This window comes from Longispora fulva (assembly GCF_015751905.1).
In the GTDB taxonomy this organism is placed as follows: domain Bacteria; phylum Actinomycetota; class Actinomycetes; order Mycobacteriales; family Micromonosporaceae; genus Longispora; species Longispora fulva.
The window spans coordinates 5,431,547-5,454,659 of record NZ_JADOUF010000001.1; the positions used below are offsets into that span (position 1 = coordinate 5,431,547).

Annotated in this window: 18 protein-coding genes and 2 pseudogenes; 6 read left to right on the forward strand and 14 right to left on the reverse strand. The window is 72.2% G+C overall.

Translation table 11 applies throughout. The features are described 5' to 3' along the window. Positions 1 to 32 precede the first annotated feature (32 nt). From IW245_RS24420 to IW245_RS42820, 4 genes and pseudogenes are all read right to left on the reverse strand, one after another. Positions 33 to 944, reverse strand: a complete 912-nt coding sequence (locus IW245_RS24420) for a hypothetical protein (protein WP_197005495.1) — start codon at positions 942 to 944, stop codon at positions 33 to 35. Then, positions 941 to 3,955 (reverse strand): ATP-dependent helicase, encoded by a 3,015-nt coding sequence (locus tag IW245_RS24425; protein ID WP_307788911.1) that lies wholly within the window; start codon positions 3,953 to 3,955, stop codon positions 941 to 943. The genes IW245_RS24420 and IW245_RS24425 overlap by 4 nt, the downstream gene beginning before the upstream one ends. Then, positions 3,952 to 5,746 (reverse strand): annotated as a pseudogene (locus tag IW245_RS42815) (RecB family exonuclease); the annotation flags it as partial. The pseudogene IW245_RS42815 and the gene IW245_RS24425, both read right to left, overlap by 4 nt. Positions 5,747 to 6,549: 803 nt before the next feature. Beyond that, a pseudogene (locus IW245_RS42820) lies at positions 6,550 to 7,410 on the reverse strand (UvrD-helicase domain-containing protein); the annotation flags it as partial. Between the two features lie 110 nt (positions 7,411 to 7,520). Here IW245_RS42820 and IW245_RS24435 point away from each other — a divergent pair. Next, entirely contained in the window at positions 7,521 to 8,897 is a 1,377-nt protein-coding gene (locus IW245_RS24435) for a gamma-glutamyltransferase (protein WP_197005497.1), read from the forward strand. A gap of 101 nt (positions 8,898 to 8,998) precedes the next feature. Here the strand turns inward: IW245_RS24435 and IW245_RS24440 are convergent, their stop codons facing one another. The 3 genes from IW245_RS24440 to proB all read right to left on the reverse strand — a co-directional run bounded on the left by IW245_RS24440 (position 8,999) and on the right by proB (position 10,722). After that, positions 8,999 to 9,292, reverse strand: a complete 294-nt coding sequence (locus IW245_RS24440) for an MGMT family protein (protein ID WP_197005498.1) — start codon at positions 9,290 to 9,292, stop codon at positions 8,999 to 9,001. 87 nt (positions 9,293 to 9,379) lie between these two features. Further along, positions 9,380 to 9,589: a hypothetical protein gene (locus IW245_RS24445; protein WP_197005499.1), complete on the reverse strand. Its 210-nt coding sequence runs from the start codon at positions 9,587 to 9,589 to the stop codon at positions 9,380 to 9,382. Between the two features lie 35 nt (positions 9,590 to 9,624). Further along, positions 9,625 to 10,722 carry a glutamate 5-kinase gene (gene proB / locus IW245_RS24450; protein WP_197005500.1) on the reverse strand — a complete coding sequence of 366 codons (1,098 nt, stop codon included), beginning with the start codon at positions 10,720 to 10,722 and terminating at the stop codon, positions 9,625 to 9,627. Between the two features lie 126 nt (positions 10,723 to 10,848). Here proB and IW245_RS24455 point away from each other — a divergent pair, with 126 nt between their 5' ends. Beyond that, positions 10,849 to 12,087, forward strand: coding sequence for a glutamate-5-semialdehyde dehydrogenase (locus IW245_RS24455; RefSeq protein ID WP_197005501.1), 1,239 nt, complete (start codon positions 10,849 to 10,851; stop codon positions 12,085 to 12,087). 20 nt (positions 12,088 to 12,107) lie between these two features. Here the strand turns inward: IW245_RS24455 and IW245_RS24460 are convergent, their stop codons facing one another. The 5 genes from IW245_RS24460 to IW245_RS24480 form a co-directional block, all read right to left on the reverse strand. Then, a complete protein-coding gene (locus tag IW245_RS24460) occupies positions 12,108 to 13,748 on the reverse strand; it encodes a M14 family metallopeptidase (protein WP_197005502.1) in 1,641 nt (546 codons plus the stop codon). A 115-nt stretch (positions 13,749 to 13,863) separates the two neighbouring features. Beyond that, entirely contained in the window at positions 13,864 to 15,042 is a 1,179-nt protein-coding gene (gene moeZ, locus IW245_RS24465) for an adenylyltransferase/sulfurtransferase MoeZ (protein WP_197005503.1), read from the reverse strand. 120 nt (positions 15,043 to 15,162) lie between these two features. Beyond that, complete coding sequence (locus IW245_RS24470) at positions 15,163 to 16,083, reverse strand: DUF3152 domain-containing protein (protein WP_197005504.1); 921 nt, start codon at positions 16,081 to 16,083, stop codon at positions 15,163 to 15,165. Positions 16,084 to 16,222: 139 nt separating this feature from the next. Beyond that, positions 16,223 to 16,450 (reverse strand): DUF3107 domain-containing protein, encoded by a 228-nt coding sequence (locus IW245_RS24475; RefSeq protein WP_197005505.1) that lies wholly within the window; start codon positions 16,448 to 16,450, stop codon positions 16,223 to 16,225. Between the two features lie 10 nt (positions 16,451 to 16,460). Continuing rightward, positions 16,461 to 17,105: a TetR/AcrR family transcriptional regulator gene (locus tag IW245_RS24480; RefSeq protein ID WP_197005506.1), complete on the reverse strand. Its 645-nt coding sequence runs from the start codon at positions 17,103 to 17,105 to the stop codon at positions 16,461 to 16,463. Between the two features lie 88 nt (positions 17,106 to 17,193). On the opposite strand from IW245_RS24480, the gene IW245_RS24485 reads away from it, so the two are divergent. Together IW245_RS24485 and IW245_RS24490 are read left to right on the forward strand one after the other, a co-directional pair. Beyond that, positions 17,194 to 18,141, forward strand: coding sequence for an alpha/beta fold hydrolase (locus tag IW245_RS24485; protein WP_197005507.1), 948 nt, complete (start codon positions 17,194 to 17,196; stop codon positions 18,139 to 18,141). A gap of 4 nt (positions 18,142 to 18,145) precedes the next feature. After that, positions 18,146 to 18,979: a phosphoribosylaminoimidazolesuccinocarboxamide synthase gene (locus tag IW245_RS24490; RefSeq protein ID WP_197005508.1), complete on the forward strand. Its 834-nt coding sequence runs from the start codon at positions 18,146 to 18,148 to the stop codon at positions 18,977 to 18,979. A gap of 139 nt (positions 18,980 to 19,118) precedes the next feature. On the opposite strand, the gene IW245_RS24495 is transcribed toward IW245_RS24490, so the two are convergent. Continuing rightward, positions 19,119 to 19,766 (reverse strand): ferritin-like fold-containing protein, encoded by a 648-nt coding sequence (locus IW245_RS24495; RefSeq protein ID WP_197005509.1) that lies wholly within the window; start codon positions 19,764 to 19,766, stop codon positions 19,119 to 19,121. A 475-nt stretch (positions 19,767 to 20,241) separates the two neighbouring features. Between IW245_RS24495 and IW245_RS24500 the strand changes: the two genes are divergently transcribed. Both IW245_RS24500 and IW245_RS24505 read left to right on the forward strand, forming a co-directional pair. Then, entirely contained in the window at positions 20,242 to 22,011 is a 1,770-nt protein-coding gene (locus tag IW245_RS24500) for a DEAD/DEAH box helicase (RefSeq protein ID WP_443673926.1), read from the forward strand. Positions 22,012 to 22,193: 182 nt separating this feature from the next. Then, positions 22,194 to 22,493 carry a translation initiation factor 2 gene (locus IW245_RS24505; protein ID WP_231398916.1) on the forward strand — a complete coding sequence of 100 codons (300 nt, stop codon included), beginning with the start codon at positions 22,194 to 22,196 and terminating at the stop codon, positions 22,491 to 22,493. Between the two features lie 81 nt (positions 22,494 to 22,574). Here IW245_RS24505 and IW245_RS24510 read toward each other — a convergent pair whose 3' ends face one another. Further along, the gene (locus IW245_RS24510; protein WP_197005511.1) at positions 22,575 to 23,111 is read right to left on the reverse strand and encodes a DUF2231 domain-containing protein; all 537 of its coding nucleotides are present in this window, start codon (positions 23,109 to 23,111) and stop codon (positions 22,575 to 22,577) included. Positions 23,112 to 23,113: the final 2 nt, after the last annotated feature.

The window sequence follows — 23,113 nt, forward strand, 5'->3', positions numbered from 1 at the left end:
CGGTGCGGAGCGCCGCGCCGCCGGCGACCGGCTCACCGGCCGGCGTAGCGCACCGAGTCCAGCACCTCGTCGACCACGTAGTCGAACTGCTTGTGCGTGCCCGGGATCGAGATGTACAGCACGGCCGCCTCCGGGCGGCCCACGTCGATCATCGCGATGGCGACCAGCTCGTCCTTGGCGGTCAGCCCGCGACGGGACGCGTCGAAGTGCAGCCGGAACTTGCTCACCCACGCCGGCCGGCCGCCGAGCACCGCCGCCTCGTCGCGGATCATCTCCATCGTGTTGGGCTGCGGATAGTAGGACACCCGGGCGTCCGCCGCCACCTGGCGGCCCGTGCACTTCAGGTCCAGCTGGGTGCCGTCGTTGGCCGTCGCCGGCACCGAGCCGGACAGGATCGAGGCGTGGTAGGTGCCCTCGGAATACCGCTCGGTGATGATGTCCTGCCCGATCCGGTACTGCACCCGCAGCGTCCCCGCCGACCAACTGTCCCGCCAGGGCTGCCACGGCTCGCCGTAGGCCTTGTAGGAGATGGCGGCCTTCTCGTCCACGGTGCGCGGACCGGCCGGCACCGGGGGCGCGTCGTAGCTCGGCTCCGGATAGGACGTCGGCGGCGGGCACAACTTCGCCAGGGGCGGCCGGCGGTCCGGGCCGTTCTGCGCGTGCGACTGCAACGGGTTCACGTCGCCGGTGAGGACCAGGGCCAGCATGACGACGATGCCGAGGAGCAGCACGCCGGCCGCGCCGCCGCCGAACCACATCAGCAGGCGCTTGTTCGGGTCGGTGCGCGGGAGCGGTGGTGGGGCGGTGCGGGTCGCCGGTCGGGTCGCGAAGGTCACCAGGCCACCGAGGTGCTGGTGGGCCGGCTGCGGCGGGGCTGCGGCGGGCGCCGGCGGGACGACGATGTCGCCGTCCCCGCTCGCCCACGGCGATTCACTGGTCGTCATGACTCCCCCAGTGTGCCACCGGACCGCAAGGGCACGCCCGCCACGAGCGCCGCCAGACCCTCGGCGTCGAGAAGATCGACCGGGCGGACCGTGCGGTCCTCGCGGACGTAGTGGAACGCCGCCCGGACCCTGTCGAGGGGTACGCCGACCAGCTCCGCCCACGCCAGCCGGTACGCGGCCAGCTGCACCGCCGCGGCCCTGGCCGCCTCCCCCGAAGGCGGCCGTCCGGTCTTCCAGTCCACGACGTCGTAGGTGTCCCCGTCGCGGAACACGGCGTCCATCCGGCCCCGCAGCAACACCCCGCCGACCAGGGTGGAGAACGGCACCTCGATCCGGTACGGCACCCGGTCGGCCCACGAGCCGGCCTCGAACGCCGCGCGCAGGTCGGCGAAGTCCGCGTCCGGTGCGGCGTCCGCGTCGGCGGCGCCGGGCAGTTCGTGCAGGTCGAGCAGGGTTTCCGCCCCGTTGCGCCGTTCGAGCCACGAGTGGAACGCCGTGCCGCGGCGCGCGTGGGTGGCCGGGCGCTCCGGCAGCGGACGCCGCAGCCGGCGGGCCAACTCCGCCGGGTCCCTGGCCAGGGTCACGAGCTGGGAGACCGTGAGCCGGTCGGGGAGGGCCACGGCACCGCTGTCGTCGGCCGTGCCGTCGCGTTCGGCGAGGAGCAGGCTGACCTCCTCGGAGAGCTCGCACGGCGTACCCAGAAAGGATCTGACCAGGTCGGCACCCGCCGACAGCGCCCGGCGGCGGTCGGCGGACAGCGGGTCGTGCGGCCAGGGTTTGTGCTGGCGGACCGCGCGCAGCGGGTTCTCGGGACCGGGGTCGTCGACCCAGACGTCCGTGTCGGCGTGCGCGCGGATCTCGGTCAGGAACGGGCTCGGCTGGCTGGGCCGCTTGTTGTCCGACCAGCGGTAGCCGGAGCACAGCAGCAGGTCCCTGGCCCGGGTCACGGCGACGTAGGCCAGCCGGCGCTCCTCGCGCTCGCCGTGCGCCTTCCACGCCGCGTCGAAGTCCTTGATCGTGCCCGTGAACTCGGGCAGTTCCGCGGCGTCGCCCCGCAGGGGGAACGGCAGCACGCCCAGGCCCTGCAGCCACGCGTCGGCCTTGCCGGCCGGGTCGGGGAACAGGCCGTCGTTGAGGCCTGCGACGGCCACCACGTCCCACTCCAGGCCCTTGGCGCTGTGCACGGTGACGAGTTGTACCGCGTTGTCGGCGACCTGTGCCGGGCCCTGTTCGAGGCCGCGTTCCTCCCGGGCTGCGGCGTCCAGGTAGCTGAGGAACGCGCCCAGGCCGGGGCCGCGGGACTCGGCGGCGAACCGGGCCGCGACGTCGCCGAACTCCGCGAGGTGGACCATGCCGTCGGTGGCCGGCCGGGTGATGACCTCGACGTCGAGGCCGATCGTGGTGATGACGTCGGCGACCAGGTCGGGGAGGCTGCGGTCGAGGTGGGAGCGGAGGGCCCGCAGCTCGCGGGCGAAGTCGCCGAGGCGGCGGGCGCCCTCTGCGGAGAAATCGGGTCGGGACGACTCCGGCTCGTCGAGCGGCTCGGCCTCATCCGCCAGGGAGTCCAACGCCTCGATGATCGAGGACTCCTCGCCCAGGTCCCGCGACCACCGGTACAACCGCATCACGTCGCGCGGCCCGATCCGCCACCGCGGCCCGGTCAGCAGCCGCAGTAGCGCCCCGCCGGCCGTCGGATCCGCGAGCACCCGCAGCGTGCTGAGCACCTCCACCACCTCGGGGGTGTCGAGCAGCCCGCCCAGTCCGACGACCTCGACCGGCAGCCCCCTGGCCCGCAGCGCCGCCTCGATTCTGGCCATCTGCGACCGCTTGCGGACCAGCACGGCGGCGGTCGGCCGGGCGTCGTCCTCCCAGTAGCTGCGCAGCGCCCGGTCGAGGCGGTCGGCGATCCAGTCGGCCTCGGCGTCGGCGGTCAGGTGCAGCGCGCAGCGCACGGCCGGGCGGCCGTGGTCGGGGCGGCCGGCCCGGAGCACGGCCTTGCTCTCCAGCCCGGCGGACAGGGCGTTGGCGGCCGTCAGGATGCCCGGCTGGTTGCGCCAGGAAACGCTCAACTCTTTTCTGGTACCCCCGAAGCTGTCCAGGAACCGCTCCAGGCTCCCCGCGCTCGCGCCCCGCCAGCCGTAGATCGCCTGGGCGGGGTCGCCGACGGCCGTGACCGGGTACCCGTCGCCGAACAGCGCCTGGAGCAGCACGAACTGCCCGTGACTCGTGTCCTGGTACTCATCCAGCAGCACCACCGTGAACCGGCCCCGCTCGGCGGCCCGCACCTCGGGATGGTCCCGGGCGATCAGCGCCGACCGGCTCAACTGGTCCCCGAAGGCCATCACCTCCGCGGCTTCCAATTTGTTCTGATAAGACCGGATCAGCGGCACGAGCTGGGCCCGGGCCCGCTGGGTGCTCTCCGCGGTCCGACCCCGCAACGGGGGAAGCCGCGCCTGGAACAAGGCCAGGTCCTCCGGAGTGCGCAACTGCCCGGCCAGGTCCCCGGCGAGCCGCAACACCGCCTCCGTCACGGCACCCGGACTCTTGTCGATCTCCGACATGTCACCGTCGTACGCGCGGACCACCGAGTCGGCGAACCGCCACCGCTCGGCCTCCGTGATCAGCCGGGTACTCGGCTCGTAGCCGCCGCGCAGCCCGTGCTCGGCGTGGATCCGCCCGGCGTACGCGTCGTAGGTGGAGATCGTCGGCTCGCCCGCGAACTTGTCGTCGGGCCCGACCTGCGCCTCCAACTGGCCCAACCGGCGGCGGATCCGGGCCCCCAGCTCGCCGGCGGCCTTCCTCGTGAACGTCAGGCCCAGCACCTGCTCGGGGCGGACCAGATCGTTCGCGATCAGCCACAGCACCCGGGCTGCCATCGTCTCCGTCTTGCCGGAACCGGCCCCGGCGACCACCAGCATCGGCTCCAGCGGCGCGCTGATGATGGCGGCCTGCTGCTCCGTCGGGGGCGGCAGCCGGAGCAGCTCGGCCAAAGACACCGGCGTGAACCTCACTCCGTCACCCCCTTGACGTGCATCGGGCAGCACACCCGGACCGGACACTGCCGACACTTCTCGTTCACGATCGCCAGCACCGTCGCCCCGCCGACCACCTTGCCGGCCGCCGTGACCAGGTCCGCGCCCCAGCCCGGGTCCTCGGCCTCCGACAGCGGGGTCTGGCGCTGCTCGGGATCCGCCTTCAACCGCAGCCGGACCAGCGCGGCCCCGCCGGACACCCCGCCCTCGGGGAACGCCCCTGCCTCCACCGCCGCCTGGTACGTCGCCAACTGCTTGCTGGTCTCCGCGTCCTCGGACGCCGACCCGGTCTTGAAGTCGTACACCACGAGCCGGCCGTGCTCGTCGCGCTCCAGGCGGTCCACCCGGCCGACCAACTCCACGTCGTCGCCGAAGTCGATGCGGAACGCCTGCTCGACGCCGACCAGCCGGGGCGCGCGGCCCTCCGTCCAGCTCAGCAACTTGTCGATCATGCCTTCGACGTCCTGCCACTGCCGGCGCGAGTACCACTTCGCCCCGGTGTCGATCTGCGCGAACCTGCGGCGCACCTCGTCGAAGATCTCCGCCCGGGTGATCCCGTCCCTGGCCGACAGCTCGGCCGCGTAGTGCACCAGGGTGCCGATCGAGCCGGCCGCGCTCGCCGCGTCGCCGCCGTGCCGGCTGAGCAGCCACCGCAGCCCGCAGGTCAGCGCGGTCTCCACAGTAGAGGGTGACACCCGGACCCGCTCCCCGGGCAGGGCCATCGGCCGCGCGTCGGACAGGTCCCGCAGCCCCCACCAGTCGTCCGGGTGCGCGCCGGGCACACCCGCGTCGGCCAGCGCGGCGAGCTGCCGGGCGGCGTCCTCGTCCGGCAGCCGGCGCCGCAGATCCGCCACCAGGCCCGACAGGGTCAACGCCTTCGGCAGCGGCGTGTACTCCACCACCACCTGCTCCGGGTTCTGCGACCGGACCCGCAGCTCGTCCAGGAACCGGCTCGGCTGCTCCTCCTTGCCGGCCACCGCCGTGGCGATCAGACGACCGCGGGCCCGGGTGGCGGCGACGTAGAACAGCCGGCGCTCCTCGTCCAGCAGCGCCACGACCGACGGGTCCCGCTCGGCGACCACGTCGACCAGCTGCTCGGAGCCCAGCAGGGAGCCACGCGGCTTCAGGTTGGGCCACACGCCCTCCTGCACCCCGGCCACGACCACCACGTCCCACTCCAGGCCCTTGGCGGAGTGCGCGGTGAGGACCCGGACCGCCTCGCCCCGGTCCGCGGTCGGCGCGAGCGAGTCGCCGGGCAGCTCCTGGCCGAGGACGTGGTCCACGAACAGGTGCGCGCCGGCCCCGGGCAACCGGTCCACGAACCGGCCGGCGGCCTCGAACAGCGCGACGACGGCGTCGAGGTCCCGATCGGCGGCGGCCCCGCGTTCGCCACCGGCGAGGGCGGCGCGCTCCCAGCGGTCGGCGAGCCCGGACGCACTCCACACCGCCCAGAGCGCCTCCTCGGCGTTGGGCACCGTGCCGGCCCCGGAGGCAGGGGCTGCCCCGGAGAGCGGGGCGGTCCCAGAAACCGAGGCGGTCCCGGAGCCCGGAGCGTCGTCGGGGCCGGCCCGGCGGGCGGCGGTGAGCAGCGCGTGCAGCCGGCGGGCCGGCTCGGCCCAGGCGTCCTCGGGCGGGTTCTCGATCAGCTCGGCGAGAGACTGCGGCACGGGCATCGGCTCAGGGTCCGGCATCCGCGCCGGATCGTCGCCGTCGTCCCCGCTCCCCGGCTCGGACGCGACGTCGGGCCAGGGGGCGTCGTCCGGCCAGAGGTCGGCGTGCGTGTCCGGCTCCGGGTGGGGCTGGGCAGCGCGCCCGATGCCGTGCCGGTGCCTGATGCCGGGGCGGATGTCGGGTCCGGCCAGCGGGCCGAGGGTTTCCCGACCGTGCGCGGACTCAGACCAGCCCTCATCCGGCCCGCTCTCCGGCCAGGCTTCCTCCGGCTCGGCCTCAGGCCAGGCCTCCTCCGGCCCGGCGTCCTCAGTCTCGGGCCAGGCCTCCTCGGCCCGGGCGGCGTTCAGTTCCTCCCGGGGTGCCGGGATGTGCGGCACCGGCTCGGGCCGACGCGCCGCCAGCACCGCCAACCCCTGCCGCAACCGCCGCTCCGCCAACGGATCAGCCCCGCCCAACGGCGAGTGCAGCAACACCACCGCCGTGTCCTCGTCCAGGTTCTCCGGATTCGCCGCACAGTCCAGCAGCGTCAGCAACGCCCGCACCACGGGCTGCGCCGGCAGGGGCAGATCGGCGGCGGCCGTCTCGACCGGTACCCCCGCCATCGTCATCGCCCGCCGCAGCGGCCCGAGCGCCGCGGCCGTGGACCGGACGATCACGGCCATCCGCGACCACGGCACCCGGTCGAGCAGGTGGGCGGCCCGCAGCCGGTACGCGACGTAACTCGCCTCCTCGCTGGCCGAGTGCAGCAGCGCGACCTCGTACTCGCCCGAGCCGCGCGCGGCGACGGCCCGGTGCCGGGCGGCCCCGCGCAGCCGTCGGCCGACCCGTTGGGTGGCCGCGAGCAGGGTGCCGCCGGTCCGCCAGTTCGTCTCGAGCGTGAGGGTCTCCGGGGCGAAGTCGCGCAGCCCCGAGGGGTCGGCGCCCCGGAAGGTGAACGTCACGGAGTCGGGGTCGGCGAACCCGACCGGCCGGTCGGTGACCATGTGCAGGAGCTGGAGCTGGGCCGGGTCGAGGTCCTGGGCGTCGTCGACGTACACGTGCCGGAGTCGGGCCCGCTCGGTCTCCAGCAGGTCGGGGTCCTCGCGCAGTTCGGCGATCGCCGACCGGATCAGCTCCGCCGGGTCGTACCCGCCGGGGTCGCGCAGCAGCCGCACGTCGATGTACTCGTCCAGGAACCGCGCCGCCGACACCCAGTCGGGCCGGCCGTGCTGTCGGCCCCACGCGGCCAGCTGACCGGAGGACACCCCGCGCTCGACGGCCCGGAGCAGCAGGTCGCGTAGTTCTGTCGCGAAGCCGCGGGTGAGCAGGGCCGGGCGCAACCCGGCCGGCCAGTCCTCCCGGCCGTCCTCGAGCGCGCCGCGCAGCAGCTCCCGGATGACCAGGTCCTGTTCCGGGCCGGTGATCAGTTTCGGCGTCGGGTCGCCCCGGCGGGCCGCCGCGAGCCGGAGCAGGGAGAACGCGTACCCGTGCGGGGTGCGGACCAGGGGTTCCGTCACGCCGGGGCTGCGGGCGGCCACCCCGTCGCGCAGGCCGGTGGCGGCGTGCCGGTTGAAGGCCCAGACCAGTACCCGGTCAGGCTCCGCCCCTTCGGCGATCCGGGCCGCGACCGCCGCCAACAGCGTGGTGGTCTTCCCTGTGCCGGGCGCGCCCACGACCAGCAGCGGACCCCGGTGGGCGACCACGGCGGCCTGGACCGGGTCGAGGACCGGCGCGGTGCGCGTTGCCGCAGGTCGCCGCACCAGTCGATAGGTCACGGACTCCATTCCACCACGAGCGCCCGACACCGGGCCTTCCACCTGCGCCCCGCCGCCCGACGGCCCGCGCCCGGCCGTCCTACGGCCCACTTTCCCGACAAACCGACTACTCTCGCCCTGTGGAAGCCTCTCATCGAGCCGCTGTCGCCGCCGGCCACCCCGCCACCGCCGAGGTCGGGGCCCAGATCCTCGCCGCCGGCGGGAGCGCCGCCGACGCCGCGGTCGCCGCGGTCCTGGCCAGCTGTGTCGGCGAGACCATCCTGACCGGGCTGGGCGGCGGCGGCTTCGGCACGTACTACGACGCGGCCACCGGCGAGGTCACCTGCCTCGACTTCTTCGTCGCGGTCCCCGGCCTGGGCTCCACCACCGAGCCAGCCCCGATGACCCCGATCAACGTCATGTTCGGCAGCGTCCCGATCCCGTACTCGGCCGGCGCGTCCAGCGTCGCCGTCCCCGGCGTACCGGCCGGCTGCGGGGAGCTGCACCGCCGGTTCGGCCGCCTCGACTGGGCGGACGTGGTCAAGCCGTCGATCGAGCTGGCCCGCGCGGGCGTCCCGCTGCCGCACGCCCAGGCACTGTCCCTGATCTCGATCGCGCCGGCCATGCTCCCCGGCGACGGCGCGTCGATCTACGCGCCCACCGGCCGACTGCTCGAGGGCGGCGACACCCTGTACCACCCGGGCCTGGCCACGGCGCTGGCCCAGCTCGCCGAGGAGGGCCCGGCGCTGTTCTACACCGGACGGATCGGCAAACTGATCGTGGACATGGTCGCGGCCGGGGGCGGGGTGCTCACGGACGCGGACCTGGCCTCGTACCAGGTGCTGGACCTGCCGGTGGTCTCAGCGACCTTCGCCGGCCGCACGGTCCGGGCCCGCGAGGACCTCAACCGCACCATCGCCACCCTCGGCGCGCTGGCCGCCACCGACCCGGTCAGCGTCGCACGCGCCCTGGCCGAGCCCGGCCCGCCGAGCAACGGCAACACCACCAACGTGTCCGTCGTGGACGCCGACGGCAATGCCTGCGTGGTCACCACGACCCTCGGGATCGGCTCCGGGGTGTGGCTGCCGGGCCTCGGCGTCCACCTCAACTCCATGCTCGGCGAGGGCGAACTGCTCACCCCGGGACTCCCCGCCGGCGGCCGGATGGCGAGCATGATGTGCCCCCTGGTCGTCACCGACGACGACGGCCTGGTGCTGGCGGCCGGCTCGGCGGGCGCGTCCCGGATCCGCACGGCCCTGGTGCACACCCTGATCGGCGTACTCGTCGACGGCATCGCCCTCGCCGACGCCATCGCCCGCCCCCGCATCCACCCGGCGGCCGGCATCCTGCACGCCGAGCCCGGGTTCCCCGCCGACGCCCTGACCGCGCTGTCCGCCGCCGGCTACCAGCTCCGGATGTGGGACACCCTCGACCACTACTTCGGCGGGGTGAGCGCGGCCGGCCGGGGCGCGGCGGCGGGTGACCCGCGCCGCGGCGGAAGAGGCATGACCCTCTAAACCCTTTTTCCGATTACGGAGGTCCCCGACCCACCACGCACCGGCCCAGCCCAGCGCACCCGGCCCACCCGACAGCGGCCCGCCCAGCGGCTACCGACCGCCTACGCCGGCGTCTCCGGATACCACGCGTACCGCGCCATGTTCACCTTGTCCGTGCGGAACAGCACGCCCTCGGCCATGAGCTTCTGCATCTGCTTCTGTTCGTGGTGCGGCACGAGCCGCCCGTTGGCCGCGACGACCCGGTGCCACGCGACGGGCGCGCCGTGCACGGCCATCACCTGGCCGACGATCCGCGCTGACCCGAGCCCGAGGTAGTCGGCGATCGCCCCGTAGGACATCACCTTGCCCTCGGGAATCGTCTCCACCACAGCCAACACAGCCTCGACAACATCCACCCACCCACCTTATCCGCAGCCCTCAGGCCCGCCGGCCGATGCCGTGAGTCCCACACGCGGCCCGCTGTCGGCCCTGGGCCCGCGACGCTACGAGCCGTCGGATCGGAGGAACTCCAGGAATTCCTCTTCGGACTCGAACACATGGCCGCGCCCGCCCCGCGACCGCTCCGCCTCGATCTCCCGCTCCCCGGCCTGCCATCCGGCGGCCCAGAACGACGATTGATCGCTGGGCAACGTGACCCCTGTGTCGGTATGGGCGCCACCGACGATGCTCAAACGCTCTGACACGGCGGTCATGTCCTCCAACGACTACTCGGAAATCAGGTGAAGGCCTACAGCAGGGCGATGTCGTCGCGGTGGATCAGTTCGCGGTCGTAGCCCGGGTCGAGGTCACGGGTCGAGCGGCCCAGCAGCGGGGGCAGCTCGATCGAGTCGTAGTTGACCAGGCCGCGGGCCACCGGCCGCCCCGCCGGGTCGAGCAGGTCCACCGGATCCCCGGCCGTGAACGTGCCGTCCACCGCCGTCACCCCGGCCGGCAGCAGCGACGCGCGCCGGTCGACCACGGCAGCGACCGCTCCGGCGTCGAGGTGCAGGCGGCCCTGCGGGGTGGTGGCGTGCGCGAGCCAGAACAGCCGCGACGTGGGGCGGCGGCGCAGCCGGTGGAACAGGGTGCCGACCGGCTCGCCGGCCAGGGCGGCCCCAGCGTGCGGTGCGCCGGTCAGGACGACCGGGATGCCCGAGGTCGTGGCGATCCGGGCGGCCTCGATCTTGGTGACCATGCCCCCGGTGCCGAGGCCGGCCGAGCCCGCGCCGCCGATCGTGATGTGCGCCAGGTCCTCCGGGGAGCGTACGTCCGAGATGCGCAGGGAGCCGGGCCGACCGGGCGGGCCGGTGTACAGGGCGTCCACGTCGGACAGCAGCACCAGCAGGTCGGCGTGCACGAGTGCCGCGACGAGGGCGGCGAGCCGGTCGTTGTCGCCGAACCGGATCTCGTCGGTGGCCACGGTGTCGTTCTCGTTGACGACGGGCAGCGCGCCGAGGCCGAGCAGCGTCGTCAGGGTCTGGTGCGCGTTGCGGTAGTGCACCCGGCGGACCAGGTCGTCCACGGTGAGCAGTACCTGGCCGACCCGGATGCCGTACCGGGCGAAGGACTGGGTGTAGCGGTTGACCAGCAGGCCCTGGCCGACGCTGGCGGCGGCCTGCTGGCTGGCGAGGTCGCGTGGCCGGCGGGCGAAGCCGAGCGGGGCCAGCCCGGCGGCGATGGCCCCTGAGGAGACGAGGACGACCTCCACCCCGGCGGCCTGCCGCGCGGCGAGCACGTCGACGAGCGCGTCCACCCGGGCCGGGTCGAGTCCACCGGCTGCCGTGGTGAGCGAGGAAGATCCGATCTTGACGACGATGCGTCGGGCTCCGGTCACGGTTTCACGCACCCGCCCATTCTTGTGGATCGGCGGGTACCGACAGCCACCGCCCCGACCGCCACCCGACCCGTCCCGACCTGCGGGCCCCGGCCGCGCCCGCCGCGCCACGGTCCGCCCACCTACTAGGCTCGGAACATGGCACACGACGTCCGCACCGCCGCGCTCGCCGCCCGCGAGGCCGCCGACATTCTGGCGCTCACCACCCGGGCCGCCAAGGACGCCGCACTGGTGGCGATGGCCGGGGCGCTGGTGGCGCGTACCCCCGAAATTGTGAAGGCAAACGACGAGGACGTGGCGCGCGGTCGCGTGGCCGGGTTCTCCGAGGCGCTGCTCGACCGGCTGGCGCTGACCGAGGCCCGGGTCGGGGCGATCGCCGCAGGCCTGCGCCAGGTGGCCGGGCTGCCCGACCCGGTGGGCGAGGTGGTCCGGGGCTCGACCCTGCCGAACGGCCTGGAGTTGCGCCAGGTCCGGGTCCCGTTCGGGGTGGTCGGCATCATCTACGAGGCCCGGCCGAACGTGACCGTGGACGCCGCCGGCCTGTGTCTGAAGTCGGGCAACGCCGCCCTGCTGCGCGGCTCGTCCTCGGCCCGGTCGTCGAACGCCGCCCTGGTCGAGGTGCTGCGCGACGCTCTCGCCGCGCAGGGGCTGCCGGCCGACGCGGTCCAGCTCCTCGACGCCGAGTCGCGGGAGTCCGTGCACGAGCTGATGCGGGCCCGGGGCCTGGTGGACGTGCTGATCCCGCGCGGCGGGGCGGACCTGATCCGGACCGTGGTCGAGGGCTCGACGGTGCCGGTGATCGAGACCGGGGTCGGCAACTGCCACATCTACGTGGACGCCGACGCCGACCTGGACATGGCGCTGCGGATCCTGCTGAACGCGAAGACCCAGCGGCCGAGCGTGTGCAACGCGGCCGAGTCGCTGCTGGTGCACGCGGCCGTGGCGGAGGAGTTCCTGGCGAAGGCCCTGCCGGCCCTCGCCGACGCCGGGGTGACCGTGCACGCCGACCCGGCGGTGTTCGCCGGCGCGGTCGCGGTGACCGACGAGGACTTCGGGACGGAGTACCTGTCGTTGGATCTCTCGGCGGCCGTCGTCGACTCCCTCGACGCGGCGGTCAGACACATCAAGGTGTACGGCACGGGCCACTCCGAGGCCATCATCACCCGTTCCCAGGCGGCGGCCCGGGCGTTCACGGCCCGGGTGGACGCGGCGGCGGTGCTGGTCAACGCGTCGACCCGGTTCACGGATGGCGAGGAGTTCGGCTTCGGGGCCGAGATCGGCATCTCCACCCAGAAGCTGCACGCCAGGGGCCCGATGGGGCTGCCCGAGCTGACCTCGACCAAGTACGTGGTCACGGGAGACGGGCACATCCGCTAGGACGTGCCCGTCCGCCGTGGCTAGAACTGCAGGGACCAGAGGTCGATCTTGCCGGTGTCCGCGCTCGCGATGTCCTGGACGCGGAGTTTCCACACCCCGTTCGCGGCTGACGGGACGGTCGCCGAGTAGGACTTCAGCACGTTGTCGGCGCTGTCGCCGTTCGGGAAGTCCTCCAGCACCACGACCGTGCCGTCCGGCTTGACCAGGCTGATCACCAGGTCACCCCGGTAGGTGTGTTTGATGTCGACGTTCACGGTGACCGTGGTCTTGCCGGACACCCCGGTCACCGTGATCGGGCTCTCCACCGTCGTGTTGTCGGGGATCGCGACGTCGGTGGCGTTCTCGAACCTGGGGCCGGGCGGCTGGGTGGTGCCGCAGTACTGCTGCTCCTTGCCGATCGAGCGCTGCGGGCAGTCGGCGTACTCGACGAGCGTGAGCACCGCCTCCTTGTTCCGGGAGGTCTGCGCGGGGATCACCTCGTCGGGCGGGTAGAAGCCGTAGCTGCCGCCGTACATCTCGAAGGTGTAGGCGAAGATCTTCTGGCTGCCCCACATCCAGTCGAGGATGTCGCCGTCGGTGATGTAGTCGTCGGCCGACTGCTCGGGCGTGTAGCTGTTGGTGCCGGCCATCTGCTGGCCCATGGTCGAGAAGGTGGCGTTGTCGTCGGCGGTCATCCCCGACGGGGTGTGGTTCGTGGTGTAGCCGAACGGCCACAGCACCAGCTCGCCGTACGTGTGGAAGTCGATCCCGACCCGGATCTGCTGCTTGCCTCCCACGACCCGGCTGAGCACCCAGTCGGAGACCTTCTTCGTCTCCGGCGCGGAGAACGCCGACGGCCCCCGGTAGGTCTCGCTCGAGGTGCTGCTCGACGAGCCGTTGCAGCAGCCCCAGTTGTAGGACCAGTTCCGGTTGGGGTCGGTGCCGACGTTGGACGAGCCGGAGTTGGGCTGCCGGTTCTTCCGCCAGGACCGGTAGGAGCCCGACGCGATGTCGTACTCGCCGCCGTCCGGGTTCATGTCCGGGATCACCCAGATCTCGCGGGTGTTCACCAGGTTGGTGATCCGCGGGTCGGTGCCGTAGTTGTCGATGAACAGGTGCAGCAGGTACACCGACATCTCGACGGTCAGGTGCTCGCGGGCGTGCTGGTGGGCGTCGAACAGCACCTCCGGCTCGTCCTCGTCGGTGGCCACGTTGTCGGAGATCTTGACCAGCATCAGATCCCGGCCCTCGTACGACGTGCCGAGGCTGTACTTCTTCGCGATCGCCGGCTTGGAGGCGACCAGGTTGTTCACCTCGGTCGTCAGCTCGGCGTAGTTGTGGTAGTTCGAGTCGGCCGACGGGAAGTCGTCGATGGCGGCCTTGCCCCGGTCGGTCGGCACGGTGACCTTCTGCGCCGTGAAGCCGAGTTTCAGGATCTCCCGCAGCTCCGAGGGGGTGGCGGTCACGCTGATCCGGCCGCCCTCGACGTGGTCCACCGAGGCCCCGGTACCAGCCACGGCGTTGACGCGGTCGCGGGTGAGGGGCCCGCTGAGCACGTATTCGGCGGAGGACTCGGCGGGGTCGTGGCGCGGGTCGGCCGTCGCGGGCCCGGCGAGCGCCAGGCCGAGCAACGCGACGACGCCGACGGTCAACCACCGTCGGCGTCCGAAGCGGACTGTCATGGATCCTCCAGGAGGGGTGCGAGCCCCCTCAAAAGGGAGCTCCAGTGGTGACAGCCACTCAAACAACCCTGGAAGATCACATCAATATATTGTTATCTATGTGTAATTCACGTGGTCAGTACGTCGGCAACGACGGGTCGACCGTGTTGATCCACGCGAGGACCCCGCCCTGGACGTGCACCGAGTCCTTGAACCCTGCCGCCTTCAGCGCGGCCAGCGCCTCGGCCGAGCGCACCCCCGACTTACAGTGCAGGACGATCTGCCGGTCCTGCGGGAGACCCGCCAGCGCCGAGCCGTTCAGGATCTCGCCCTTGGGGATGAGCACGCTGCCCGGGATGCTGACGATCTCGTACTCGGCAGGCTCGCGCACGTCCACCAGGTACGGCGGCTTCTCCGAGGCCAGCATGTCGCGCAGCTCCAGCGCCGTGATCGTCGAGCCGTGGGCCGCCTCCTGGGCCTCGGCCGACACCGCGCCGCAGAAGTCGTCGTAGTCGATCAGGCCGGTGACCGTCGGATTCTCCCCACACAGCGCGCAGTTGGGGTCCTTGCGCACCTTCACCTGGCGGTAGGACATCTCCAGCGCGTCGTAGACCATCAGCCGGCCGACCAGCGGCTCGCCGATGCCCGTGAGCAGCTTGATCGTCTCGGTGACCTGGATCGAGCCGATGCTCGCGCACAGCACGCCGAGCACGCCGCCCTCGGCGCAGCTGGGCACCATGCCGGGCGGCGGCGGCTCCGGGTACAGGCAGCGGTAGCAGGGGCCGTGCTCGGCCCAGAACACGCTGGCCTGGCCGTCGAACCGGTAGATCGAGCCCCAGACGTACGGCTTGCCGAGGAGCACGGCGGCGTCGTTCACCAGGTACCGCGTCGCGAAGTTGTCCGTGCCGTCCACGATCAGGTCGTACTGCCCGAAGATCTCGAAGACGTTGTCGTTGTCGAGGGCCACATTGTGAATGACCACGTTCACGAGGGGGTTGATCTCGCGGATGCTGTTGGCCGCCGACTCGGCCTTCGGCCGGCCGATGTCGGACTGGCCGTGGATGATCTGCCGCTGCAGGTTCGACTCGTCGACCGTGTCGAATTCGACGATGCCGAGGGTGCCGACGCCGGCCGCCGCCAGGTACATCAGCGCTGGCGAGCCGAGGCCGCCGGCCCCGACGCACAGGACCTTGGCGTTCTTCAGGCGCTTCTGGCCGTCCATCGCCACGTCGGGGATGATCAGATGCCGGCTGTACCGACGGACCTCGTCAACGGTGAGCTCCGCCGCGGGTTCGACGAGTGGGGGCAGGGACACAGCGGTGCCTTTCGGTCGCAATTCGCAGTCGCGTCAGGGGCCGGGGCGGGCGGCCATCCTGCCATTGTGCCCCGCGACACCGGTGTTCGGCGGTGACCCGGGACTCAGTTTCGACAACCCCTAGTTTTCGGGTACGTACGACCCCGGCGGCCCGGTCAGCCGCTTCCCGTCGACGTAGGGCCAGGAGTTGGCCGTGCAGCCGTACAGGCCGAGGTTCTGCTGGAGCATCACCGGGGCAGGCCCGCCGGGGGCCGGGCAGCGCTCGTGCACCGCGCCGAGCTGGTGGCCGACCTCGTGGTTGACCGCGAACTCCCGGTACGCGCCGAGCGGGGCCCCGTAGTCCGGCACGGCCGTCAGCCACCGGCTCAGGTTGATGATCACCTTGTTGCTCTTCAGCCGGCAGGACAGGAACTGCTTGGCCTGGATGCCGTCCTCTCGGCAGAGGGCGTCGGTGGTGGCCTCCGTGGCCAGGTACACCGTGAACTCCCCGCCGGTCGGCACCCGCTGCAGCCGCAGGTCCCCGGCGGCCGTCCAGCCGCGGGGGTCGCCGAGTACCCGGTCGACCTCGGCGGCGAAGTTCCCGACGTCCTGGGCGGATCCGTCCTCGACGGCCACCCGGTATTGCCTGATCTGTCCAGCTTTGCCGAACACGGCGCCGGTCCCGGCCGCGAAGGAGTAGGTCCCCGCCCCGGACCTCGGGAAGGCCGCAGGGGTCGGCTGGCCGGAAGGACCCGCGGCAGCACCGCTGGCCCCGGCCACCACCCCGGCATGGGCGCCACCGGCGGCACTCGCCCGGGCACCGGTTGCCGCCCTGGCGGAGTCACCCGGGGCGCGCGGCTCCATCACCGGCTCCGGACGGGGCACCCGAGCCGCCGCCGGCATCTCCGCCGGCAGGCTCAGCCCGCGGACGAAGTCGACCGTGACCAGCAGCCCGGCCAGCAGCAACAGGCAGATCAGCACCGTCCGCTGCCGCCGGCGCAGCATCTCCCGATGGGGGTCCGGGCGGGTCTCCGGGTCCGTGCTCAGGCTGGCCCTCGACATGGCCCCACCATGACATTCCGGGCAACTCGACCATCGATGACACGCCGAACGGCCCGGCGAACCGGGCCGTTCGGAAACGAACTTTCCCCGCCGGCGCTGATCCCCACACGAAGATCACCTTTGGGGTACCGGGCGGAGACTAACCGGCGGTGAACCCCACGGTCCGGGTCACCAGCTCAGCGATCTCCACATAGGCGAGCTTGTCGACCGGCACGATCACCCGGCGACCCTTCTCGTCCTCCAGGCTCAGGATCTTGGACTCGGAGTTCAGAGCCTCGATCACGGCCTTCTCGACCTCGGCCGGCGACTGGGCACTCTCCACGACGAGCTCGCGCGGGGCGAACTGCACGCCGATCTTGACCTCCACGTACCCTCCTCTATGAGCTTTCATTGCCTACGAGCGGGAAGTTCGAGATACCACGCCAGGCCAGGGTGGCCATGAGCGCCACGGCCTCCTCCTTGGGCACCTGCTGGCCGCTCGCCAGCCAGTACCGCGCGCCGATCTCCGCCGCGCCGGTCAGCCCGACGGCAAGCAGCTCGGCCCGCTCCCGGGGGATCGACGTGTCCGACGTGATGGTCTGGGTGATGGCGGCGATGCAGCCCTGCTCGACCCGGTCGACCCGCTCGCGCACGGCGGGGTCGTTGCGCAGGTCGGACTCGAACACCAGCCGGTACGCCTCGCCGTTGCCGTCGACGAAGTCGAAGTACGCCTGCATGGCGGCCTCGACCCGGAGCTTGTTGTCGCTCAACTCGGCCATGGCGTCCTGCAGCCGGCGCACGAGCGCGTCGCAGTGCACGTCGAGCAGCGCGAGGTAGAGCTCCAGTTTGCCGGGAAAGTGTTGGTACAGCACTGGTTTCGACACGCCGGCGCGCTCAGCGATGTCATCCATCGCGGCCGCGTGGTAACCCTGAGCTACGAAGACCTCCTGGGCGGCGGCGAGGAGCTGCTTACGCCGCGCGGACCTGGGCAGTCGTACCGGGCGCCCGGTGGTCTGCGCGCCAGTGGTAGGAGCGGCAGCCATTGGTCACCTCCGTCTAGCCGGGTCATTGGTACCGGCACCCGTTGAGCGTATCCCGTGATCAGCCATGTATCTGAGGCACACTCTCCGTGTGAAGCGCGCACGGATGGTTCCAGAGCAGACCCTGTCCCCCGAAACTGGCCCCTGGCCAGCGTGGCCCGGCCGTGAGGTCACCCTGGACGGCACGGTCATCCATGTCCGCGACACGCCCGGGACGACACCGGACACCGAACCGGCGCTCTACATCCACGGTCTCGGCGGTTCCGGACAGAACTGGACAGATCTCGCGGGCCTCCTCGCCGGCAAGCTCGACGGCCAGGCGATCGACCTCCCCGGGTTCGGCCTGAGCGAGCCGGCGAAGCGGTACGGCGTCGCGGCCTTCGCCGCCCGGGTGATCCGCTGGATCGAGGAGTCCGACCGGGGCCCGGTGCACCTGTTCGGCAACTCCCTGGGCGGGGCGGTGTCGGTCCGGGTCGCCGCGAACCGGCCGGACCTGGTCCGGACCCTGACTCTGATCTCGCCGGCCATGCCGTTCATGGACCCGCGCTGGTCGGCGCACTCGAAGCTGCTCCCGATGCTCCTGCTCCCCAACGTCGAGAAGATCGCGACGAAGCGGATCCAGGCGATGGCCCCGGCGGACATCACCCGCGCGGCGCTCGAGCTCTGCTACGCCGACCCGACCCGGATCACCGAGGACGTGTTCCAGCGCTACACCGACGAGGCGGCGGTCCGGGTGGCGCAGCCCTGGTACGCCGAGGCCTGGGTGCGCACATTCCGCGACCTGGTCGGCAACTTCGTCCGCGCGTACCTGCCCGGCAGCGGCTCGCTGTGGAACCTCGCGGCGCACGTGGAGGCCCCGACGCTGGTCATCGCCGGCAACGAGGACCGGCTCGTCGACGTCCGGGTCGCGCCGAAGGTGGCCACCACGATCCCGGACAGCCGGCTGCTGATCCTCGACCACGTGGGGCACGTCGCCCAGCTCGAAGCGCCCCGGACGGTGGCCCGCGCGGTGCTCGGCCTGCTCGAGGAATTATCTTGAACGCGTGAAGCTGCTGCACTCCGGCAAGGTCCGGGACGTATACCTCGACGGCGACGACATCATCCTGGTCGCATCCGACCGGGTCTCGATCTACGACGTGGTCCTGCCGACCCCGATCCCGGACAAGGGCGCGCTGCTCACCGCCCTGAGCCTGTGGTGGTTCGAGCAGCTGGCCGACGTGCTGCCCAACCACGTGATCTCCACGACCGACGTGCCGGCCGAGTTCGCCGGCCGGGCCATCCGGTGCCGGAGCCTGAAGATGGTGCCGGTCGAGTGCATCGCCCGGGGCTACCTGGTCGGGATGGGCCTGGAGGAGTACAACAAGACGGGCACGGTCTCCGGCATCGCGCTGCCGGAGGGCCTGGTCGAGGGCTCGAAGCTGCCCGAGCCGATCTTCACCCCGACCACGAAGGCCGCGGTCGGCGAGCACGACGAGTTCATGACCTTCGACGAGGTGGTCACGGAGGTCGGTTCGGCGACGGCCCAGGAGCTGCGCAGGATCACCCTCGAGTTGTACTCGCGGGGTGCGGCCGTCGCCGCCGAGCGCGGCATCCTGGTCGCGGACACCAAGATCGAGCTGGGCTGGGACCCGGCCGGCAACCTGGTGCTGGCCGACGAGGTGCTCACGTCCGACTCGTCCCGGTACTGGGACGCCGCCGCCTGGGCGCCGGGCGGGCCGCAGAAGTCGTTCGACAAGCAGTACCTGCGCGAGTGGTCGCAGACCCTGGACTGGGACCGGACCGCTCCGGGACCGGAGATCCCGGCCGAGGTCGTGGAGGGCGTCCGGGCCCGCTACATCGACGTGTACGAGCGCCTGACCGGCAAGTCCTGGATCTAAGCGTCTTGGCCCGCTGAGGGCGGGGAGGCGCTGTGCTGCCCTGCGCGCCTCCGGCGCGACCAGCAGAGGTTCCGGCATACCGGTGTTGTATGCCGGGTTCTCTGCAACGCACGCATCGTCGTCCTCAGCGGGCCCACACTCAGGTGTTGAGGCCGACGACGGCCATCCTGGCCGTGTGCGCCGCCGTCAGCCGCTTGAACAGCGCGTTGACGGCCGCGAGGTCGCCGGAGCCGTGCACGACGAGCTCGGTCAGCGCGTCCTGCTCGGAGGCCACCCGCTGGGCCTGGGACAACGCCTCGCCGACCAGCCGCCGCGCCCACAGCGCCAGCCGGCTGGCCACCTTCGGGTCGGCCTCGACGGCGGCCCGGATCTCACCGGCGATGAAGTCCACGTGCCGGGTGTCGTGCAGCACGTCGAGGATCAGCTCGCGGTCGGGGCTGGCGAGGAAGCCGGCGATCTCCCGGTAGAAGTCATCGGCGATCGAGTCGCCGACATAGGCCTTGACCAGGCCTTCCAGCCAGTCCCGCGGCTCGGTCTGGTCGTGGTAGTCGTCGATGGCCGCCACGAACGGGGCCATCGCCGCCACCGGGTCCACGCCGAGCTGGGTGAGCCGGTCGACGAGCCGGCGGTAGTTGGCGATCTCCGCGCCGGCCATCTCCGACAGCGCCGCCCGCCGGGCGTGGTCGGGGGCGAGCCGCGCGTCCTCGGCCATCCGGTCGAAGGCGCTCAGCTCCCCGTACGCGAGGACGGCTAGCAGGTCGGTCACGGCAAGGGAGGACTCAGACACGACCGCAGGCTACCTTTTTCGGGCCGGAAATCCCGTGTTTCGGTGAGATGAGCCACAGCCGAGCCTGTCGGAGACGTCACGGAGCGAATTGGTCACGGCGCGTCGAGCGATAAACCGTTACCATGGCTGTTAATAGCAGGAGCGCCTTGGCCGATCGAGGCCCCGCGCCTGCACCGATACGCCACTGGCGCCGCGGCGCGCAGGCCGATGACCCGCACTGAGGTCGCACACAGGCCCGCGTCACGTCGCGACACGCTCTCCGCGCCCGTGGCCGCCTGAGAGGGACACCAAACTGCTTCCCGCACAGCACGACCACAGTGACGAAATTACCGCAGAACCACTGATCCCGATCGCCGTCGACACGCAGGCCCCGACTTTCGCAGAGCTGGGCGTGCGCGCCGAGACCGTCGAGTCGCTCGCCGCCGTCGGCATCACCCGCGCCTTCGCGATCCAGGAGTACGCGCTCCCGATCGCCATGCGCGGTGGCGACGTGATCGGCCAGGCCCCGACCGGTACCGGCAAGACGCTCGGCTTCGGCATTCCGATCCTCGAGCGCACCCTCGACGTCAGCGAGGGTGCCGACGGCGCCCCGCAGGCCCTGATCGTCGTCCCGACCCGCGAGCTCAACGTGCAGGTCGCCCGCGACCTGGCCGCCGCCGGCAAGGTGCGTGGCATCCGCGTCCTCGCCGTCTACGGCGGCGTGGCCTACGAGCCGCAGGTCGACGCGCTCGCCAAGGGCGTCGACATCGTCGTCGGTACCCCGGGCCGGCTCATGGACCTCGCCAAGCAGAAGAAGCTCGACCTGGGCAAGGTCCGCACCCTCGTCCTGGACGAGGCGGACCGGATGCTCGACCTGGGCTTCCTCGAGGACGTGACCAAGATCCTGGCGATGCTGCCGGAGCAGCGGCAGACCATGCTGTTCTCCGCGACCATGCCGGACCCGATCGTGGCCCTGTCCCGCCGGTTCCTGAAGAACCCGGTGACCATCCACGCCGGGCACAACGACAACAGTGCGCCGAACCCGCTGACCAAGCAGTTCGTCTACCGCACGCACCCGATGAACAAGGCAGAGGTCGTCGCCCGCATCCTGCAGGCGAAGGACCGGGGCCTGACGATGATCTTCTGCCGGACCAAGCGGGCCACCCAGAACCTCGCCGAGGACCTGGACTTCCGCGGCTTCGCGGCCGGCGCCGTGCACGGTGACCTGGGCCAGGGCGCCCGGGAGCGTGCGCTGCGCGCGTTCCGGGCCGGCAAGGTCGACGTGCTGGTCGCCACCGACGTCGCCGCCCGCGGCATCGACGTCACGGCGGTCACCCACGTGATCAACTACGACTGCCCCGAGGACCAGGAGACGTACGTGCACCGGATCGGCCGCACCGGCCGCGCCGGGGCGACCGGTGTCGCCGTCACGTTCGTCGACTGGGAGGACGCTCCGCGCTGGAGCCTCATCGACAAGAACCTGCACCTCGACCAGCCGAACCCGCCGGAGACGTACCACACGTCCCCGCACCTGCTCACCGACCTCGACATCCCGGAGGGCGTCACCGGCACCCTGCCGTCCGCCCAGCGGACCCGTTCCGGGCTGAGCTCCGAGGCCATCGAGGACATCGAGGGCGGCCCCCGCAAGGGCGGCCGTGACCGGGACCGCGGCGACCGCAAGGCCGGCGGCCGTGGTGGCCGGTCCGAGCGCCCGGCGGCCCCGACCGAGGTGGCGGCCGACAAGCCGCCGCGCCAGCGTCGCCGGTCGCGTCGGGTCGCCGAGGGTGAGTCCGTGGTGGCATCGGAGGGTCAGACCTCGGCGTCGGACGTGAGCCTGGGTTCGGCGTCGGACGTGGATCTGGACTCCGCGCCGGTCTCCGCCTCCGTCTCGTCGAAGTCGGCTACGCGGTCGCGGTCGCGCACGCGGTCCGGTTCGGTTTCCGAGCGGTCGGGGTCGGTTTCCGACTCGGCTCCGGTCGCGGCCGAGTCGGTGGCCCTGGATTCGGTGACCTCCGAGTCGGCGGCCTCCGGGTCGACCGAATCGGGCTCGTCGGCGCCGCGCGCCCGGCGGTCGCGGTCCTCCGCTCCGGCTCCGGCCGTGGCGCTGGGCACGCCGTTCGCGTCGGGTGTCGTGGCTCCGGTGTTCGCGGCCCCGGTTCTCGACAGTGCTCAGGACGACGTCGACGGCTCGTTCGACGATGGCTCCGACGCGGCACGCAAGCCGCGCCGCCGTCGCCGTCGCCCGGCGACCAGCTCGGCCGAGTAACACGCGTTCGAAGGAGGCCCCCACCCAGCCGGGTGGGGGCCTCCTTTTCGCCTGGCGGCACCATGCGGCTTCGCCTCGCGGGACCACGCGGCCCGCAGCACTGCAGCCACGGCCCTGGCCGTCCAGGAGGTCCGCCAGCCATGGGTGGGACGGTCCGCGCACCGGACCGCTACGGTGGGCTGGTGACGGATGAATACTGGCGCCGCCCCGCCCACGGCCAGCCGGCCCCACCGGCGCCCCCTGCACGCCCGGCGGCTCCGGAGTACACGGGTCCGCCGCCGTCGAGCCCGCCGCCGCCCGGGTGGCGTCCGCCGACGATCGTGGAGGTGCCGCCGGCCCGCCAGATGCCCCGCCAGGAGCACCGCGCCCTCGACGAGGAGGAGCGCGCGGGCCGGACGATCACCTACGGGGTCGGCATGGTGGCCGGGGCCGTCGCGGTGGTGCTGGTCCTGATCCTGTGCGGCCGGGCCCTGTTCGTCTGACCCCGGCTCACGCCCCGAATCCGGCCCAGGTGTCGGTCCGATGCACGCCGGGGCCGGGCCCCACCGTAGTCGAATGAGGGTTTAGAAACCGTTCCAGGCGATCCGTGCGCCGGCGTCGCCGGTCTTGTAGACGTACCAGCCGGAGAAGCCGGCCAGGACCAGCACCGCGAGGCCGAATACGATCATCATGATCATGCGCCCGCGGGCCGCCGGAGGCGCCGCGATCTCCCCGCCGGCCGGGGCCGGTCCGATGTTGGCGTTGGCGCGGCGCCGCCCGGCGTCGAGTGCCATGAACAGCAGGGACACGACGGCCAGGCCGCAGACGAACCAGAGCATCTTCGTGCCGTGGTCCTGGTGCACATTGATCTTGGCGGCGAGGTCCGGGGGCATGACGCCCTTGGAGTTCATCCGCTGCTCGAAGCGTTCGCCGCTCTCCTTGGCCACCCAGGAGACGACGGGGGCGATGAGGGCGAGCAGGACGAACACCCAGGTGAACCGGGCCCGGAGGGGTGGCACGAGTACGTAGACCACACCCATGAGCGCGAGTAGTGGCACGAAGACGACGGCGGCGTGGACGAGCAACGGGTGCGCCGGCAGACCCATGATCTCATCGAACATCG

What these genes read in the sequence shown, in the direction of transcription:
- IW245_RS24420 (WP_197005495.1), bottom strand. Translation starts at nt 944, where the DNA reads ATGACGACCAGTGAATCGCCGTGGGCGAGCGGGGACGGCGACATCGTC.
- IW245_RS24445 (WP_197005499.1), bottom strand. Translation starts at nt 9,589, where the DNA reads ATGACCGCCGTGTCAGAGCGTTTGAGCATCGTCGGTGGCGCCCATACC.
- IW245_RS24455 (WP_197005501.1), top strand. Translation starts at nt 10,849, where the DNA reads ATGGCACACGACGTCCGCACCGCCGCGCTCGCCGCCCGCGAGGCCGCC.
- IW245_RS24460 (WP_197005502.1), bottom strand. Translation starts at nt 13,748, where the DNA reads ATGACAGTCCGCTTCGGACGCCGACGGTGGTTGACCGTCGGCGTCGTC.
- IW245_RS24470 (WP_197005504.1), bottom strand. Translation starts at nt 16,083, where the DNA reads ATGTCGAGGGCCAGCCTGAGCACGGACCCGGAGACCCGCCCGGACCCC.
- IW245_RS24480 (WP_197005506.1), bottom strand. Translation starts at nt 17,105, where the DNA reads ATGGCTGCCGCTCCTACCACTGGCGCGCAGACCACCGGGCGCCCGGTA.
- IW245_RS24500 (WP_443673926.1), top strand. Translation starts at nt 20,242, where the DNA reads ATGCGCGGTGGCGACGTGATCGGCCAGGCCCCGACCGGTACCGGCAAG.
- IW245_RS24510 (WP_197005511.1), bottom strand. Translation starts at nt 23,111, where the DNA reads ATGTTCGATGAGATCATGGGTCTGCCGGCGCACCCGTTGCTCGTCCAC.